Source organism: Mesorhizobium sp. M0500 (assembly GCF_040321165.1).
Classification (GTDB): Bacteria; Pseudomonadota; Alphaproteobacteria; order Rhizobiales; family Rhizobiaceae; genus Mesorhizobium.
In genome coordinates, this window is the sequence record NZ_JAMYRB010000013.1 from 24431 (window position 1) to 41728 (window position 17298).

The following is a 17298-nucleotide window of genomic DNA, read 5'->3' on the forward strand; positions in this document are numbered from 1 at the left end:
TCGTGCACGCGCCGGGAGACGTCAGCTGGCGCCGCCAAGGCCGGCGGCGCGCAGGGCTTCCACCAGCCGGTTGGTCAGATCGGCGGGATATCTTCGTTCGACGAAAGTTGCGCGCGGATCGGCTGCGAATTTCGGGAATTTGGCGGTCAGTTCCTGCAGCAGCCTGCTCGCCAGCTTCTCGCGGCCGGCAGCCTTGGCGCCGATCAGCCGCGCCGCCAGATAATGCGATTTCATTTCCGTCGTTCGCAAGCCGTCGCTGGCGAGCGTGGCCTTGTTCATGTCGCCCATCATGAACTCTCCGGCAAACAGCCCGTAATCCCACCATGTCGGATGGGCGCTGGCGATGTCCACCGCGTGAGCGATGATCGGGGTGCCCTCGCTGTACCTGCCGGCGAAAACCAGCCCGTAGCCATAGGCGGCGGCCATTGCGAGATCGTAGGGATTGAGCTCATAGGCCTTGCGCATCCAGCGGATCGATTCCGCGGAATCGCCCATGCGCGAGTTGAGATAACCAAGGGCGCGGTGCGCGTAGGGGCTGGTCGGGCCCATCTGGATGGCGCGATGGGCAAACGTCATCGCTTTGTCGATCGTCGCGTCGGCGGGATAGGGATAGTGGTCGGTGACCGCTTCGAGATGCAAGGACGCGAGTTCCGAATAGACGAGCGACGACTTCGCCTCCCGGTTGGCAAGATCTTCGAGGCAGCGGTAAGCGGCTTCGTGCGTCTGGGCGTTCTGGTCGAGATAATATTTGCCGTTGAGCACCAGACACGCCGTCAGCCCGGTCTGGATGCCGCTCTGCTCGATGTAGTTGTAGATCGTGCCCGAGGCGGGAAGAGCCGAGCTCAAAATGCCGGAGATCTGGTCCTCGATGGCGGTGTTCGCGCTGTCGCCGGCGGTCAGGTTGCGCGACAGAAGCACACGGCCGGTCGCCACGCTTTGCAGCTCGAGCATGATGTCGCCGCTACGCGGCCCGGGCAGGACATCGAATACGAAGCTGGCGGCGTCGGTTACTGGATCGGGCGGGCTGTCGGCATCACGGCCGATGAAATTGATGGTATCGAAGCCGCTGAGGCCGGCGCGCAGCGATGCGGCGACACGGCGAGCCAGGTCGCTGTCGGCCTTGATGGCGATGTAGACCTGGGGGAGGTTTTCAACGGGAGGCGCTGCTATGCTGCCGGTCGCCACCGCAGTCTCGACCGCCGTGTCGCCGCCGGTCAGCAACACCACGCTGCCCTGGCGAAGGATCAGCACACCCAGCATGAGGATGACCAGCGCGATCGCCAGCCAGAAGAACTGCAAATGGCGTTGCAGCGAAGGAGCAGCAGGGGCGACGGCTGGAATGCTCAGCAATGCAGCCGGATGTGCCCGGTTGCGGGCGTCCTCCAGCGATCCGGGCGGGGCGGTCGTCGCCGCTTCCTCTGTTGCCAGCTCCGGCTTGCTTTCTGCCTTGGGCTCCACCTCCGCCGGCAAGCGAATGGCGTTGAGTTCGTAGGACGGAACATAGCCGCCGCGCGGAATGGCGATGCGGACCGGTTCGGCAACGCCCTCATTGGCGAAATACTGCTGCAGAAGCTCGCGCAGCCTGCCGGCCTGCACCCGCACCACCGCATCGGTCGACGGATCGAAATCGCCGTCCTTGCCGAACACGTCCATCGCGATGGAGAAGCCCTTGAGCCTGTCGGCTTCGCCTGCCTGCTCGCGCTCGACCAGGTAGCGGAGCAGCTTGCGCGCGCGCTCGGATCGTCCGAACGTTTCGCTGGCAAGCAATCGCTCCAACGTTTCGCGCACTGCGGGGGCGGCAGGCGTGGTATGCTGCAAGTGTCGATCCCTTCGAATTCGGCACAGGTTGAGGTACGATCATATCGCGCTGGCGGCGCCTTACAAGCATGTGCTTATGGTGCGATAGCGTACCCACCGGATAAATTCCGGTGGGCCGATGGCGGGAGCCTGACCGTTTCGGCTAGCCGCGCTTTCGGCCGACGATGCGGTTGGCGGCCGAAACCACGGCTTCTAGCGAGGCGGCGACGATGTTGGTGTTGATGCCGGCGCCGAACAGCTTGCCGCCCGGATGTTCCATCTCGACATAGGAAATGGCCGAGGCATTCGAGCCGCGCTGCATGGAATGCTCGGAATAATCCAGCACCGACATCGGCACCCCGACATGGCGCGACAGCGCATCGACGAAGCCGTCGATCGGGCCGGTGCCGGTGCCTGATATGGTCACCTCATTGCCTTTGTCGAGGATCACCGCTTCGACCACGCGCCGGCCCTTGACCTCGGTGTCGGGATAGGTGTGGTGGTCGAGGAACTTCAGCCGCGCGCCGGGCTGGTCGACATAGGTGTCGAGAAAGCGCTCGTAGATGCGCTTGACCGGCACCTCCTTGCCTTCGGCGTCGGTGATCGCCTGGATAGCCTGGCTGAACTCGATCTGCAGGTTGCGCGGCAGGTTGAGGCCGTAATCCGCATGCAGCACATAGGCGATGCCGCCCTTACCGGACTGCGAGTTGATGCGGATGATGGCTTCGTAGCTGCGGCCGACATCGGCCGGGTCGATCGGCAGATAGGGCACCTCCCAATGCGGCGTGTTGGCCTTGCGCAGCGCCTTCATGCCCTTGTTGATGGCGTCCTGGTGCGAGCCGGAAAAGGCGGTGTAGACGAGCTCGCCGACATAAGGGTGGCGCTCCGGGATCTTCAGCTGGTTGGAGTATTCGTAGACGTCCTTCATGCGGTTGATGTCGGAGCAGTCGAGCCCGGGATCGACGCCTTGCGTGTACATGTTGAGCGCCAGCGTGACGATGTCGACATTGCCGGTGCGCTCGCCATTGCCGAACAGCGTGCCTTCGACGCGGTCGGCGCCCGCCATCAGGCCGAGTTCGGTGGTGGCGATGCCGGTGCCGCGATCATTGTGCGGATGCAGCGAGATCAACAGGTTCTCGCGGTTGTCGAGATTGCGGCACATCCATTCGATGCGGTCGGCATAGATGTTGGGCGTCGACATCTCGACCGTAGAGGGCAGGTTGATGATCAGCTTGTTTTCCGCCGTCGGCTTGACGATCTCGGTGACGGCGTTGCAGATCTCCAGCGCCACTTCGAGCTCGGTGCCGGTAAAGCTCTCCGGCGAATATTCGAAACGGTAGCCGCCGCCGGCTTTCGCCGCCATGTCGGTGATCATCTTGGCCGCATCTGTGGCGATGCGCTTGATCCCGGCGACGTCCTTCTCAAAGACGACGCGGCGCTGCAATTCGCTGGTCGAGTTGTAGAAATGGACGATCGGGTTGGTGGAGCCCTTCAGCGCCTCGAAAGTGCGGGTGATCAGTTCCGGCCGGCACTGCACCAGCACCTGCAGCGAGACGTCGGCGGGCACGTTGCCCTGTTCGATGCACCAGCGGGCGAAATCGAAGTCGGTCTGCGAGGCCGACGGGAAGCCGATCTCGATCTCCTTGAAGCCCATGTCGAGCAGCAGGGCGAACATGCGCGCCTTGCGTTCCTGGCCCATCGGATCGATCAGCGCCTGGTTGCCGTCGCGCAGGTCGACCGAGCACCAGATCGGCGCCTTGTCGATCACTTTCGAAGGCCAGGTGCGATCGGCAAGACCGACGGTCGGATAGGGCTGGTATTTGCGGGCAGCATCCGGCATGCCCCTCGCGGGCTTGGCGGTTTCCTCTACATTCAGACGGATATCTTCTCGTGCGTTCATCGTCTTTTCTCCCGGCGGCTCGCGGATCCAGCTTCAGGCGGATTGGTGGCGAGCGGCGCCTTTACCAGAATTTCGTTCGCTTGATGTGACGTGCCAATTTGTGAATGGCCAAGGAGCGTGCGCGTGAGCGGCGAATTCGACCGCCGGGCGCTCCTTCAGCGAACCCGGCGATCGCCGATAAGGCCGAGAAGCAGCAGGGTGGAGGCAAGCGCGCGAACGGTCTGGCCGGCAATACCGGTCGGACGGGACGCAAAAGAGGTGGCGCGCGGGCTCATGGCGGATTTCATACAGGAGCGGGCAAAGCGAGGCAAGTGGGAGCCTCGCTGTCGCAGAAGCTGCCGATCCAGCCTCAAGACCTGGGTTCCTCGCCGTCGCGAAACGAGGGAGAGGTGGCCGCCCACGGGTCTTGCCTTCGGCAAGCCCGAGGACAGGCTCCGCGGCCGGAGAGGGGCCTTCGTAGGGCGCAGTCCCCTCTCCGTCTCGGCTTCGCCGAGCCACCTTTCCCTACTTTCGTGGGGCGAGGAACCCAAGCTGCAATGAAGGCGCGGCGCCGACATGAAGCGATTTTTCCTGACGACAGCAACTTTGTTCTTGCTTTGTGCCGGCAGCTATGCTACTAATTTCGGTATGGTGCTGATTGGCGCCGAGGACCCGCCGTCGAGGCGGGTTTTTTATTTCACGGTTTTGGCGTCACCTTTCGCGGACCCAGCCGCTCACCTGATCCAGTTGCTCTTCCCCGAGCCCGGCAAATGCGCCAGAGTCGATTGTCGGCGGGGGTGCGATGGCTCGCCGCCGGGAGGGATCGTCCATGAACTTCGTGTTCTTCTCGCCGCATTTTCCAGCCAATGGCGCCGATTTCTGCGACCGGCTGAAGAAGGCCGGCGCCACCGTGCTCGGCATTGGCGACGCGCCGTTCGATGCGCTGGACGGCAAATTGAAGGCAGCCCTTTCGGAATATTACCGCATCGACGACATGGAGGAGTACGAGCCGGTGTTCCGGGCGATCGGCCATTTCATCCACAAATGGGGCCGCGTCGACCGGTTCGAATCGCTCAACGAGCATTGGCTGGAGCTGGAAGCCAATATCCGCACCGACTTCAACATCTTCGGCACCAAGCTCGACTTCGTGAAGAATTTGAAACGCAAGAGCCGCATGCGGGCGTTCTTCCGCAAGAGCGGCGTCGAAACCATCCCGCAACGCAAGTGCTCCGACCGCGCCGGCGCCATGACCTTCATCCGCCGTGTCGGCTATCCCGTGGTGGTGAAGCCGGATTCCGGCTCCGGCGCCTCGAACACTTTCAAAATCTCCAACGCCGGCGAACTCGACAGCTTCTTCAGGGACAAGCCGGAAGGCGTCAGCTTCGTCATGGAGCAATTCATCGAAGGGCTGGTGGTGACCTATGACGGGCTGGTCAACCGCGACGGCGAGGTGGTGCTGGCCGCCAGCCACCGCTACGACCAGAGCGTCATGGAGGTGGTCAACCGCGACCGCCATATGAGCTATGTCTGTTTTCCCGAGATCAGCCGGGCGGTCGAGGAGGCCGGCAGGAAAATCCTCAAGGCGTTCGACGTGCGCGAGCGCTTCTTCCACATCGAGCTGTTCGAAACCAGGGACGACCGGGTCATCGCGCTGGAGGTCAACATGCGGCCGCCTGGGGCCTGGATGACCGATGCCATCAATTACACCTTCGATATCGATGTCTATGCCGCCTGGGCCGACATGGTGGTCAAGGACGCCGCCGGCGGCCCTTACAGGGGCAAGTATTTCACCGCCTATGCCAGCCGCAAGCGGCACCTCAACTATATGCACAGCCATGCCGACGTGCTGGCCGCCCATGGCGGCATGATCGTCCATCATCACGCCATTGAGGAGGTTTTCAGCCGCGCCATGGGAAACTACGCCTATCAGCTGCGCTCCACCGACCCGAAGGCGCTGCGCCGGGCGGTCGACTACATCCATGCGGAAAAGGCGTGAGGCGATGGACGTTTCCTACCACAAGGGTTTTGGCCGCAACCTCGGCCGCGACATGGAATACAAGCGCTACGGCCATGCCGGCCGACCCGTGGTTGTGTTCCCGACTTCGCAAGGGCGGTTCTACCAGTTCGAGGATTCCGGCGCGGTCTCGGCTCTCGCCGAGTTCGTCGACACCGGTCGCATCCAGTTGTTCACGCTGGACGGCATCGATGCGGAATCCTTCTTCGACCGCCATGCCGAGCCGGCCCATCGCATCGCCCGGCATGAAGCGTATTTCCGCTATGTGCGCGAAGAGGCGCTGCCGGAACTCCTGTCTGTCGCGGCCGAGGCCAATGGCGGGCGTACGCTGAAGCCGCTGTTTTGCGGCTGCTCGATGGGCGGATATCATTCGTCGAATTTCGTCTTCCGCTTTCCGGAGCTGGCCAGCGGCGTCATCGCGCTGTCGGGGGTTTACTCGACCCACGATTTCTTCGGCAGCGCGCTCGACGGACAGATTTTCTTCAACTCGCCGCTCGACTACCTGCCCGGTATCGTCGATCCGGGGCTGCTCGTCAGGCTGAAGGCGCTGCGGCTGATCTTCTGCTGCGGGCAGGGTGCCTGGGAGGAACGGATGCTGGCCGATACGCAGGCGCTGGAACAGATCCTGCGTGACAAGTCGATTCCGGCCTGGGTCGACTATTGGGGCGGCGATGTCGCCCATGAATGGCCGTGGTGGCACAAGCAACTGGTCTATTTCTTCGCCCGCTGGCTGGACGACGATCTGATGCACCGGCTGGATTAGGCCGTAGACTCATAAGCGCAGCCACAGTCGCCTTGAGAAGATGTCGTTCAGCACGCGGCGGTCATCCACACGCGGCACGCCTGGCGGCTTGTTGGGCAGGAGCGGCTCGATCACGCGCCACTCGAAGTCGGGCAGGTCGTATCGGCTCATGCCGACGCTGAATCGGCTCGGACGCCACAAGAGAAGCCTCGAATGGCGATCCGCGCAAATTTGCGCTACGAGGCAGGTGCCAGCGTGACGGAATTGGTAAACGTATCACCACAGTGATCCTGAGCCTCTTGGCTCAGGTGCGGGTTCGATCCCTGCCGCTGGCGACGCCCCGCTTTACGAGTTCACGACCTAGAGCATGTCGATATTTAGGTGATGCGGCCTGCAAATGGACTTCCCTTCAGCCTGATTTCAAAACATGACTATACTTATCATCTTTTAGTGGAAACAGCGGGCCGGCTGTGGCATTCCGGCGTGGCGAGGACGCCGTATGGCGAGCTCGGGTTCAAATGGCACCGAAAGGCTGAGCGATGGAGCAATTGAGTGCGCAAACCCGGATCAGCGGTGCCGTCATCCGGTCGGTGATGGACAGGCTGCGCGCCGAGCACGGCGAATCCGAGATCGATACCGGCCTTGCCGATCATTGGGAATTTCGCACGCACTACGGCTCGTTGAAAGCGACGCTCGGTGACGACAACGTGCTGATCCGCGTCGCGGCCGAGGATGAAACCTGCCTGTCCTACATGAAGATGGCGGTCGCCGGCCATTTTTCGCAACATCTCGGCACGACCAGGGGCATCGCCTGGCAGGGCGACGGCAGTGATGCCGGCACGCCGGTGTTCTTCCGCGAGATCACGGTGCTGTCCTCGACGCGGATTTCTCCGCATATGCAGCGCGTCCGCTTCACCGGCAACGATCTCGGCCGCTTTGGCCGTGGCGGCCTGCATGTGCGGCTGCTGCTGCCGCCGCGCGGCAGGCTGCCGGTGTGGCCGTCGATGGGCGCCGACGGCCTGATGGTCTGGCCGTCGGGCGAGGACGCGCTTGTCGTTCGCGTCTACACGATCCGGGCGCTGGACGCCGCAAGTGGCTGGCTGGATGTCGATTTCGTCCTCCACCCCGGTATGGATACGCCGGCGGCCGCTTTCGCCGAAAAGGCGGTTGCCGGCGAGGTCATCGGCATGATCGGACCGGGTGGGGGCGGCGTGCCCGAGGCGCAAAACCTGTTGCTGCTCGGCGACGACACCGCGCTTCCGGCGATCGGCAGGATGCTGGAGCAGCTTTCGCCGTCAACCCGCGCCGAAGCGTTCATTGAGGTCGACGGCCCGGACGACCGGATCGCGCTGGCCGCGGGCGAGACCGTTGCCGTCACCTGGCTATATCGGCATGGGCGCGAGGCTGGCACAGCCAGCCTGTTGCCGGCGGTGCTGCGGCAGCGGAGCCGGACCTCGCTTGCCGACAATCTCTATGTCTGGGCCGGATGCGAGTTCGGCGATTTCCGCGAGATCCGCAGGATCGTCCGCAAGGAATGGTGTGTGCCGCGCGACCGGCATCTGGTCACCGCCTACTGGCGCCGCGGGACGCAAGCGGCGGACGGCGGCGAAGAATAGTGCACCGCCCCTCGGGGGCAGAGGATCGCATATGGATTCTTGCGAAGAAGACCCCCACCCCTAACCCCTCCCCACAAGGGGGAGGGGAACTTTTGCGGCAGCGCCACTCAGCGGCAAACTTCGACGATTCTAGCCGAAACAGCAGCGGCATCGTCCCCCACCCCCTTGTGGGGAGGGGTTAGGGGTGGGGGTACGCGGCCTGGCAAATGCCCCAAACTTCCATATGCGATTCCCCTGCTGCACAAGGGCGGGCGGGGTCACCGGCGGTCGGATACGAAGGCGATCGCCGGGGCGGCCAGCAGCGCGACGAGGCCGGCGCCTGCGAAGAACGCGCCATAGCCGAAATACTGCGCTGCGTAGCCGGCCGCGATCCCGCCGGCCATGCTCATCAGTGCGTCCATGCACTGGAACAGCGTGAAGTCGACGCCCGCCTGTCTTGGATCTGACCAGCGCATGAACTGCGCGTAAAGCGCGACGAAACCGATAGCCATGAAACCGGACGAGCTGAGTACCGCGACGACCATCAAAGCGGTGGTCGAGAAGCCACCAAGAAAATCGAAGACCGAAAAGAAGAACAGCGATCCGGCCTGCAGGACAAGCGCCAGGACGAGCACGCTGCGCGGGCCGAACCATTTGACGAGAGCGCCGCCGGCGAGTGCGGCAGCCAGGCCGACGAACATGCTGCCGACGCCGTTGACAAGCCCGACCATCGAGAGGTCGAGCCCGGCGTCGATCAGGAATGGTCCGAGCATGGCGAGCGCCGCCTTCTGGGCCAGGACATAGATGGCCGACGCTGCCAGGCCGCGCCGAATTTCGGGACGCTTCAACGCGTCGAGAAGGCTGGGAACATGCTCGCGCGTCTCCTCGCGCGCGCGGTTGGCCACGCCAAGCAGGAAGGGAAGGCCGAGCGGCAGGAGCAGCAAGGCCATCGCCCAAACGGCGATGCGCCAGCCATAAGCGTCGACCAGAAGCAGAAACAGGCCGGCGCCGATGGCCGAGCCGAGATAGGCGCCGCCGACCTGCGCGGCATTGCCCCAGCCGTAGTTTTCCTTCGCCAGGCTCTGCACGGCGAAACCATCGCAGGCAATGTCGACGGTCGAGGCGGCGAAGGCGACGACGGTCAGGCAGGCCAGAACCGGCCACCAGGCCTCCGGGCCGAGCGCGCCGACGGCCCACAGCCCGGCGATGGACACGAGCCCACCGGCGGCGACGATCGCGCCGGTGCGGTTCTTGCCGACCGGCGGCAGCCGATAGCGCTCGACGGCCGGCGCCCATAGAAACTTGAGCGCCCATGGCAGCGCGATCAGCGAAACCAGGCCGATCCGGTCGAGCGGCAGGCCCTGGTCGCGCATCACCGCCGGCAGGCCCGCCCAGGTGATGCCGCCGATCACACTCTGCGCGACGTAGAGCCCGCCGATCGCCAGGACGATCGCGACAGGCGTCGATGCCCGGCTGGAAACGGCGATCGACATCAGAAGCGGTAGCGCAGGCTAGCGAACAGCGAGCGGCCCTCGTCGCGGTAGCAATAGCCGGCCGAGCAGATGGATTTTTGAGTGTCGAACAGGTTCTTGGCGTTGACCTGCAGCTTCACGCCCTCGAGCTTGGGGTTGCGGTAGCCGAAATCATAGGAGAGCGAGGCGTCGACGAAGGCGCGCGCGTCGTTCTTGAAGGTGTTGGTGTCGTCGCCATAGCTCGAGCCGGCAACGCGAACGCCGCTGCCTAGCCCGAGCCCCCGCAGCGTCCCGCTCTCGAACTGGTATTGGCCCCAGAGCGACAGGATGTGATTTGGCGTTGCCGACAGTTCCTTGCCTGCGGTTCCCGTGGCGCCGCGTTCGATTTTCACGCGCAGATAGGTGTAGGAGGCGAGTATGCTGAGACCGTTGTCGAGCGAAGCGCTGGCTTCCAGCTCGACGCCGCGCGAGTTCAGGTCGAGCTGGCGCTGCTTGTTGATGCCGGTCGAGGCGTCGAAGACGACGCCATCCTTCTGGTCGATGTCGAACAGAGCGGCGCTGACGGCGGCGTTGTAATCGGCAAATTCGTATTTGACGCCGATTTCCTTCTGCGTCGCAATGGTCGGACGGGCGACGCGACCGACAGGGCTGCTGACATCGTCATAGACGAAGCCGATATTGGGCGAGAACGACGTCGAATAGTTGATATAGGGCGTGATGCCCCATTCGGTCTGGTAAGACAGGCCGAGCCGCCCGGAAAGGGCACTGTCGTCCTGCTTGGACTTGGTGAAGTCGGCGGCGGTCGAGGTGGTGTCGGCCCAGTCGTAGCGACCGCTGGCGAACAGGGTGAAATCGTTCCACTCCATCTGGTCATGCAGATAGGCGCCGAGCTGGTTCATCTCCTGCCCGCCAGAGTAAGGAACCGGAGCAGCCTTGATGTCGTCGACGGAAACGTAGGAGATACCGCTGCCGGCGTCATAGTTCGACCAGGCGTAATCGATGCCGGCTACCGCGGTGTGCCTGACCTGGCCGGTATCGAATTCGAACTGCGCCATGTTGTCGACGACGAAGTTCTTCATGGTCTCGGTGTAGTGGCCCCAATAGCGTTTCAGATCCACGCCGGCCGGGTAATGACCGCTATATTCGATGTCGGCGTCGACGGCGCTGTAGCGAAGGTTCTGCCGGACGGTCAGCACGTCGTTGAAACGGTGCTCGAACTCGTAACCGATACGGCCCTGGGTCTGGTCGAAGTCGTTCCAGGCGGGATCGCCCTCGTAGAGGTTCGTTAGAGCGCCACCTGAATTGTAGAAGGCAGCGGTGCCGCCGGTGACGGATTTCGAATATTCGCCGAGGATGGTCAGCTTGGTGTCCTCATCCGGCTTGAAGGTGACTGCCGGCGCCAGATAGATCTTGTCGTCGGGATAACCGGGCAGGTCGGTATCGCTGGTGCGGCCGAGGCTGGTGAAGCGATAGAGGATGCTGCCGTCTTCGTTCACCGGGCCGGAAGCGTCGAGTGCGGCCTGGAAGCGATTGTGTGCGCCGAGCAGCATTTCGACTTCGCGGAACTGTTCTTCCTTGGGGCGCTTGGTGACCAGATTGACGATGCCGCCCGGACCGCTGATGCCGTAAAGCGAGGAGGCCGGACCCTTCAGGATGGTGACGCCTTCGATGCCGTAGGGCTCGGTCTTGAACCAGGCCGAGGGGCCGTTGTACTGGCGCAGCCCGTCGCGGAACATGCCGTTGTAAAAGGCCTGGAAGCCGCGCAGGAAGAAGGCATCATAGCGGGTGTCGAAGCCGAAGCTGTTCGGATTGGCGCTGGCGACATAGCCGAGCGATTCGTTCAGCGTGCGTGGCTTCTGGTCCTCGATCTGCTTTTGCGTCACAACCGAAACCGCTTGCGGAATCTTGACTATCGGCGTGTCGGTCTTGGTGCCGATACGGTCCTTCTTGGCGACGTAGCCGTCTTGCACGAGGATCTCGTCGCTCTCGGCATCGACCTCGATCTTGTTGAGAACGGTGACGCCGCCCTGGTCCTGGGCGTGAGCCGGCGCGGACAGGCCGAGCAGGGCCATGCTGCCCGGCAATGATATCCCCAGGAGCCATGTCATCGTCCGTATCCGCATGAACTCGTCTCCACTCTTCCGTACATTGACGAAAGGGGCTCTCAAATCTGAGTATTTGAGTCAAGTTATTTTTTGAGCTCGTGCGCGTGCTGGCCCGATACGGTCGGCGGCAGCAAAGTGCGACCCGGTTTCAGGAAAACCGGCTGCGAAGCAGGCAGAGGCAAGCTGCTATGGTTTGAGGCTTCTCGCCACCAGCCGCGCCACGCTTGGGCCGACCAGAAGCACGATCAGGAAGCGTGCCGATTGCAGCGCCATGACGAAGGAGATGTCGACATGCTGCGCGGCGGCGGCGATGATGGCGACGCTGTCCATGCCGCCGGGACTGGTTGCCAGATAGGCGGTCAGCGGATCGATGCCGAGCAGGCGGCTGATCAGGAAGGCGAGGCCGCCGCAAAAGACGATCAGGGCAATGATCGAGCCGACGATCTGCGGCAGCGCGCGGGCCGCGTGGCGCAAAATGGCCCTGGTGAAATTCAGGCCGATGCTCCAGCCGATCATCGTATAGCTCAAGGCAAGCAGCCAGGGTGGCAACTGCATGGTCACGCCGAGCCCGAGATGGATCACGGTGCCGAAAATGAAGGTGCCGAGGAAAAACGGCGACGGCAGCCGGAAAAGCTTTCCGGCGAGGCCGCCGACCAGCGCCACGCCGAATGTTGCGGCCAAGCTCTGCGGATCGACCGGCGGGAACCAGACGATGGCCGGCACCTCGATGCCTGAGGTGTCGACCCAAAGCTTGGCCACCAGGGCTGCCGTCATCGAGACGCAGATGACGCGCAGATACAGCATGAAGGCGACGAGGCGCTGGTCGGCGCCGAAGGCACCGGCCATCAGCACCATGGCGGTGGCGGCGCCCGGCGACGAGCCCCAGACCGCGGTGGTGCCGGGCAGGATGCGCCAGCGGCTAATCAGCCAGCCGAGCAGGCTGGATGCCGCGACCGTCGCCATCACGACGCCAAGGAACAGCGGCCATTCCTTGTAGAAGACGGGAAAGATATCGGCCGAGATGGAACTGGCGACCAAGCAGCCGACGACCGCCTGGGCTGAGCCGAACAGAACCCGCGGCACGCGCACCGTGGCGCCGTTGGTGCCGGCAGCGATGGCCGCCAGCATCGGTCCGATCAAGAGCGCGGCGGGCAGGGCAGCGAGTTCCAGCGCGCCGGCAAACAGCACCGAGACCACCACCAGGACCGGCCACTGCCAGGCCCTGTGGATCCGCGCCAGGTGCTCGATGGCCGGCGGGTTCGGGGAAGAATCCATAGATGGGGCTCTTAGACCGGTGGCGAAAAAATGCGAACCCCTTTTTGCGCGGAAAAGGGCTTGGGTGGTAATGGCACCAACCATCCGTAGCGATCCTTCGCGCCCCCCTCTGTCCTGCCGGACATCTCCCCCTCGAGTGGGGAGATTGGCAGCTTCGTCGACAGCGCTCTTCTTTGAAGATTGGCGAAGGCCGAAGTGACATTCAATCTCCCCACTTGAGGGGGAGATGGCCGGCAGGCCAGAGGGGGGCGCTGTCCTGCCGGCCTCTGCCTCTATCCCGCCTTCACCGCCGGCAACCCGAACCCGCCAACAGGATGCGTCTCCACCTGGAACTCGAAGCCGGCGATGATCGGCCGTGCCTTGGCGATTGCCGCCTGGACTTCGGGCAGCTGCAGCGAAGCCTTGTGGCTTTCGGCGTCGGTCCACACTTCGGTCACCCAGATCGCGTCGGCATCGGCCGGGTCGGTGGCGATGATGTAGTTCAGGCAGCCGGGCATGGCGCCGGTGCTGGCGAGCAGGATATCCATCATTGCGTCACGCTGGCCGCGCATCGCCCGCATCTTGCCGATCAGTCCGTACATTCGCTTTGCTCCGTTGAGATGACGCAACCAGGAGTATGCAGTTCGTCGCCTACGGCATCAACTGGCCGCCATTGACCTCGATCACCTGGCCGATGATGTAGCCGCTCAACAGATCGGAGGAGAGGAACAGATAGGCGCCGACGCAGTCCTCGGCGGTGCCGGCGCGGCCCTGCGGGATGGTGGCGATCATGCCTTTCATCTGGTCGTCGGTCGAGTAGCGCTCGTGGAAAGGTGTCGCGATCGTGCCGGGCGCCACCGCGTTGACGCGGATGTTGAAACCGATCAGCTCCTTGGCCATGCCGCGCGTGACGTTGGAGACGAAGGCCTTGGCCGAGCCGTAAAGGCCGGCGCCGCCACCGGCGCCGTTGCGCGCGGCGATCGAGGAGGTGTTGACGATGAAGCCGCCCTGCCGCTTCAGCCATGGGATTGCTTTGCGCGAAGCTGTCAGCACGGAACGCGCGTTGAGGTCCATCACCGCGTCGTAATGCGCCTCGGTCTGCCCGGCATAGGGCACGCGGCCGAGCATGCCGCCGGCATTGTTGACGAGGCCGTCGAGCCGGCCGAAATGTTGCGCACTGTCCTCGACGACGCGCTCGACATCGGCGGGGATCGAGAAATCGCCCTGGGCGAGGAACACGTCGCCGCCGCCGTTGCGAATGGTCGCGGCCAGGTTTTCGGCAGCCGCGCGGCTCGAATTGTAATGCAGCGCGACGCGGCATTTCTGCGCGGCGTAGGCGAGTGCGAGCGCCGCGCCGATGCCCGTCGAGGCGCCGGTGACCAGGACCGCCTTTCCGGCAAGGTCGGGGATGACCAGAGAGGGGCTGACAAGGGTGGTGGTGGCTGGCACGTCTATTCCTCCGGGGACTCTGCCTGCTCTTCGTAGGCCCTCGCAGTCCTCGCGTTCAAGTCCGTAAAAGTTTAGAGCGGTTCACCGTTTCACGGAAACGGCGAACCGCTCCCTCTTTGTCTTGACGCAATTCCGGACGGAAAACCGTTTCACACTTTTCCTGGAATTGCCTTATGGCCTGAGATAGGCGTAGCCCTGGCGTTGCAATTCGGCGAGCTTGACGACGCCGCCCCTGTCGGCTGCATGGAAGCCGTCGAGCAGGTCGGCCAGGCCGATATCCATGCCGTGCATGGTGTTGGCGCAAGCGTGCGGGCTAAGCCCATCCTGGACAAGGCCGGCGAACCGCCCGGAAATGGCGGCCGATATGCCCTTCGACTTGAAGGCGGCAAGTGCTGGGCCGTGCACGACAAGCGCGATGTCGACCTTGCCGTCGGTGCCTTCGAAGTGGTTCTTGATGTTGCCGAGCACGAAATTGACCTTGTCGAGGTCGCTGAGATGATAGGCGACCTTTTGCCTTTCCTCTTCGGCAGCCGCCGGCTTGACTTCACTAGCTGCGGCCTTGATGGGGCGCAGCCCGAAAAGCCCGGCGGCCCCGGCAAGACCGACGCGGAAAATATCGCGGCGTCGCATGGCTTCATCTCCCATTTATCCGGCCGGCGCAAATTGCGTGGCCTCGGCCTCAATCCTAGCATAAATTGAAGCCACGTCTTGTCGGGGCAGGGGGAGCCAGCATGATATCAAGGACCGTGATGGGCGCCGGAGTTGGGGTTGCCTTGCTTGCCGCCGTCGCCGGTGCTGCTTTCGCCGACGACACGCTCAAACTCACCGAGCTCAGCCCCGACGGCAAGGACGCTTGCTTCGGCCGCGTCTATGACGCCGCGCATCTCAAGTCGCATCCGCAGCAGAAGGTGACGCGCATCTTCTTCTATTACGGCCGCGATCCGGTCAGCCGGCCAAACGAGGAGCCAAGCGCCGGCATCGATTCCTCCTACAATGGCTTCATGGCGACGACGGTGCGCGGCGCCGAGGCGCCTGAATGGCTCGGCGGCTGGTGCAGTCATGAGTCGGAGGACGGCAAGACCGGCCCGATCCGCTGCGGCATGGACTGCGATCGCACCATGGCTTCGCTGAAGGTCGACGACAAAGGCCGGCTGATCGTCTCGGACGTGCAGCCCGACCTCTATCTCGACGCCGGATCGGAAGACGAGCTCGGCAAGGCGGAGTACGAAAGGCAGGCGCTGGGCAAGGACGACAACGGCTTCAGGCTCGACCCGATGCCGGCCGCCACCTGCAAGGCGGAGTTCGCGCGCATCGACCCGATCGACCCGGCCCTTGGCCCGCCATTGCGCGAGCGGCTGAAGCCGGACCAGCCCTTCTGCTACGGACGCGACTACGACGCCGCGCATCTCGGCTCGCATCCAGACCAACTGACCCAGTCGATCAGGGTGTTCCGCGGACCGGTCGAGCTGGCGTCTTTCGCCAAGGAGGGCGATCCGGCCAATTGGCCAAGCGGCGCCGATATCGCCGTTTCGGTTACCACGCGGCAGAAATCGGCCAAGGTCACGCAGGTCTACAACTGCCAGGGCGAGGGCGACCAATGGCGCTGCGCGGCGAGCGCGAAGACGGGTGCTGCCTCCTGCGATATCGCGCAAAAGGAGGTCTTCCTTCGCCGCGGCGCCAACGGCACGATGATGCTGGCCAACCCGAACAGCGGCCTGCCGATCATCGATTTGTGCTCGGCGGAGGACGACACCAGCTCCGACGACAAGGTCTACCGGCTGGAGCCGATGCCGCAGGCTGCCTGCGGGCTTTAGCAGTTCAGAGACGCGATGCCGGCGAGACAGCACCCCCCTCTGTCCTGCCGGACATCTCCCCCTCAAGGGGGGAGATCGGCAGCTTCACCGACAGCGTTCTTCTTTGAAGATTGGCGAAAGCCAAAGCGACATCCAATCTCCACCCTTGAGGGGGAGATGTCCGGCAGGACAGAGGGGGGTGCTGTCCCGCCGATCTCAAGGTTTTGGATGGCGGCGTCCCGCCGCCACCTCACGCAAAGGGCACGGCCGTCGTGCCCTTGGGCAGTTTCGCCTCGTCGTCGGGCTCGACATGGATGATGACGCGGACGGAAGGGATCTCTGCCTGCAGCGCGTCCTCGATGCGGTCGCAGATGACGTGGCTGGCGCCGACCGACATGTCGGCGTCGACGACCAGGTGGAACTCGATGAAGGTGGCGCGGCCGGCGATGCGCGTCTTCAGGTCGTGGACCTCGAGCGCGCCCTTGCAATTGGCCGAGATGATGTCGCGTATGCGGATATGTTCCTGGGTGTCGACGGCGCGGTCCATCAGCCCGTTCATCGACGAGCCGATGACGTGCCAGCCCTGCCACAGAATGTTCAGCGCCACGATCACCGCAAGAGCTGGATCGAGAACCTGCCAGCCGGTCAGTACGGCGCCGACCAGGCCGATGAACACACCGACCGAGGTCGCCACGTCGGTCATGATGTGCCTGCCGTCGGCAACGAGAGCCGGCGATTTTTCGCTTCGGCCGGTGCGGATCAGCGTCAAGGCCCAGACGGCGTTGATGACCGTTGCGACGCCATTGACGGCAAGGCCGGTCCATGGCTGTTCCAGCGGCGCAGGATGCTGCCAGGACCACCAGACCTCATTGAGGATCAGCAAGGCGGCAAGCACGATCAGCACGCCTTCGAGGACGGCCGAGAAATACTCGGCCTTGTGGTGGCCGAACGGATGGTCCTGGTCGGCTGGCTTGTAGCTGACCTGGATCGCCCAATAGGCGGCGGCCGAGGCAATGACGTTGACGATCGATTCCAGCGCGTCCGAATAAAGCGCGACCGAACCGGTGACGTACCAGGCCACCAGCTTCAGGCCGAGCACGACGCAGGCGACGACGATCGACCAGAAGGCGAGGCTGGCGACCTTCTGCCTGGCGGCGGCTTTGATTTCTGCCGCGGTCACTGGGGAAAAGATCCCAAC

13 protein-coding genes, 1 tRNA gene and 1 pseudogene are annotated in these 17298 nt (G+C 63.7%); 5 read left to right on the forward strand and 10 right to left on the reverse strand.

The window, feature by feature from the left end:
• Positions 1-21: 21 nt before the first annotated feature.
• Positions 22-1818 carry a tetratricopeptide repeat protein gene (locus NKI70_RS21670; protein ID WP_352697509.1) on the reverse strand — a complete coding sequence of 599 codons (1797 nt, stop codon included), beginning with the start codon at positions 1816-1818 and terminating at the stop codon, positions 22-24.
• Between the two features lie 142 nt (positions 1819-1960).
• Positions 1961-3697 carry a 2-isopropylmalate synthase gene (gene leuA / locus NKI70_RS21675; protein ID WP_352697511.1) on the reverse strand — a complete coding sequence of 579 codons (1737 nt, stop codon included), beginning with the start codon at positions 3695-3697 and terminating at the stop codon, positions 1961-1963.
• An 808-nt stretch (positions 3698-4505) separates the two neighbouring features.
• Here leuA and NKI70_RS21680 point away from each other — a divergent pair.
• Both NKI70_RS21680 and NKI70_RS21685 read left to right on the forward strand, forming a co-directional pair.
• A complete protein-coding gene (locus NKI70_RS21680; RefSeq protein ID WP_352568041.1) occupies positions 4506-5672 on the forward strand; it encodes an ATP-grasp domain-containing protein in 1167 nt (388 codons plus the stop codon).
• Between the two features lie 4 nt (positions 5673-5676).
• On the forward strand, positions 5677-6453 hold the full coding sequence (locus NKI70_RS21685) for an esterase family protein (protein ID WP_352568040.1): 777 nt from the start codon (positions 5677-5679) through the stop codon (positions 6451-6453).
• 30 nt (positions 6454-6483) lie between these two features.
• Here the strand turns inward: NKI70_RS21685 and NKI70_RS21690 are convergent.
• A pseudogene (locus tag NKI70_RS21690) lies at positions 6484-6603 on the reverse strand (IS5/IS1182 family transposase); the annotation flags it as partial.
• 78 nt (positions 6604-6681) lie between these two features.
• Here NKI70_RS21690 and NKI70_RS21695 point away from each other — a divergent pair.
• Positions 6682-6767 (forward strand) — tRNA-OTHER (locus tag NKI70_RS21695).
• Between the two features lie 204 nt (positions 6768-6971).
• Positions 6972-8048, forward strand: a complete 1077-nt coding sequence (locus NKI70_RS21700) for a siderophore-interacting protein (RefSeq protein WP_352568039.1) — start codon at positions 6972-6974, stop codon at positions 8046-8048.
• Between the two features lie 257 nt (positions 8049-8305).
• On the opposite strand, the gene NKI70_RS21705 is transcribed toward NKI70_RS21700, so the two are convergent.
• The 6 genes from NKI70_RS21705 to NKI70_RS21730 all read right to left on the reverse strand — a co-directional run bounded on the left by NKI70_RS21705 (position 8306) and on the right by NKI70_RS21730 (position 14937).
• Complete coding sequence (locus tag NKI70_RS21705; protein ID WP_352724891.1) at positions 8306-9520, reverse strand: MFS transporter; 1215 nt, start codon at positions 9518-9520, stop codon at positions 8306-8308.
• Complete coding sequence (locus NKI70_RS21710) at positions 9520-11607, reverse strand: TonB-dependent siderophore receptor (RefSeq protein ID WP_352724892.1); 2088 nt, start codon at positions 11605-11607, stop codon at positions 9520-9522. Before NKI70_RS21710 ends, NKI70_RS21705 begins: the two co-directional genes overlap by 1 nt.
• A gap of 183 nt (positions 11608-11790) precedes the next feature.
• A complete protein-coding gene (locus NKI70_RS21715; RefSeq protein WP_352568036.1) occupies positions 11791-12879 on the reverse strand; it encodes an AbrB family transcriptional regulator in 1089 nt (362 codons plus the stop codon).
• A gap of 272 nt (positions 12880-13151) precedes the next feature.
• Positions 13152-13460, reverse strand: coding sequence for a putative quinol monooxygenase (locus NKI70_RS21720; protein WP_352450553.1), 309 nt, complete (start codon positions 13458-13460; stop codon positions 13152-13154).
• A gap of 49 nt (positions 13461-13509) precedes the next feature.
• The gene (locus tag NKI70_RS21725; RefSeq protein WP_352568035.1) at positions 13510-14307 is read right to left on the reverse strand and encodes an SDR family NAD(P)-dependent oxidoreductase; all 798 of its coding nucleotides are present in this window, start codon (positions 14305-14307) and stop codon (positions 13510-13512) included.
• Positions 14308-14478: 171 nt separating this feature from the next.
• Positions 14479-14937, reverse strand: coding sequence for a DsrE family protein (locus tag NKI70_RS21730; RefSeq protein WP_352456435.1), 459 nt, complete (start codon positions 14935-14937; stop codon positions 14479-14481).
• 101 nt (positions 14938-15038) lie between these two features.
• Between NKI70_RS21730 and NKI70_RS21735 the strand changes: the two genes are divergently transcribed.
• Positions 15039-16121 (forward strand): hypothetical protein, encoded by a 1083-nt coding sequence (locus NKI70_RS21735; protein WP_352568034.1) that lies wholly within the window; start codon positions 15039-15041, stop codon positions 16119-16121.
• A 229-nt stretch (positions 16122-16350) separates the two neighbouring features.
• Here the strand turns inward: NKI70_RS21735 and NKI70_RS21740 are convergent, their stop codons facing one another.
• Positions 16351-17280 carry a cation diffusion facilitator family transporter gene (locus NKI70_RS21740; RefSeq protein WP_502894484.1) on the reverse strand — a complete coding sequence of 310 codons (930 nt, stop codon included), beginning with the start codon at positions 17278-17280 and terminating at the stop codon, positions 16351-16353.
• Positions 17281-17298: the final 18 nt, after the last annotated feature.

Bases quoted from the DNA above. Each gene is read 5' to 3' on its own strand.
- NKI70_RS21710 (WP_352724892.1), bottom strand. From the start codon at position 11,607: ATGACATGGCTCCTGGGGATATCATTGCCGGGCAGCATGGCCCTGCTC.
- NKI70_RS21735 (WP_352568034.1), top strand. From the start codon at position 15,039: ATGATATCAAGGACCGTGATGGGCGCCGGAGTTGGGGTTGCCTTGCTT.
- NKI70_RS21730 (WP_352456435.1), bottom strand. From the start codon at position 14,937: ATGCGACGCCGCGATATTTTCCGCGTCGGTCTTGCCGGGGCCGCCGGG.
- NKI70_RS21715 (WP_352568036.1), bottom strand. From the start codon at position 12,879: ATGGATTCTTCCCCGAACCCGCCGGCCATCGAGCACCTGGCGCGGATC.
- NKI70_RS21685 (WP_352568040.1), top strand. From the start codon at position 5,677: ATGGACGTTTCCTACCACAAGGGTTTTGGCCGCAACCTCGGCCGCGAC.
- NKI70_RS21720 (WP_352450553.1), bottom strand. From the start codon at position 13,460: ATGTACGGACTGATCGGCAAGATGCGGGCGATGCGCGGCCAGCGTGAC.
- leuA (WP_352697511.1), bottom strand. From the start codon at position 3,697: ATGAACGCACGAGAAGATATCCGTCTGAATGTAGAGGAAACCGCCAAG.
- NKI70_RS21700 (WP_352568039.1), top strand. From the start codon at position 6,972: ATGGAGCAATTGAGTGCGCAAACCCGGATCAGCGGTGCCGTCATCCGG.
- NKI70_RS21680 (WP_352568041.1), top strand. From the start codon at position 4,506: ATGAACTTCGTGTTCTTCTCGCCGCATTTTCCAGCCAATGGCGCCGAT.
- NKI70_RS21705 (WP_352724891.1), bottom strand. From the start codon at position 9,520: ATGTCGATCGCCGTTTCCAGCCGGGCATCGACGCCTGTCGCGATCGTC.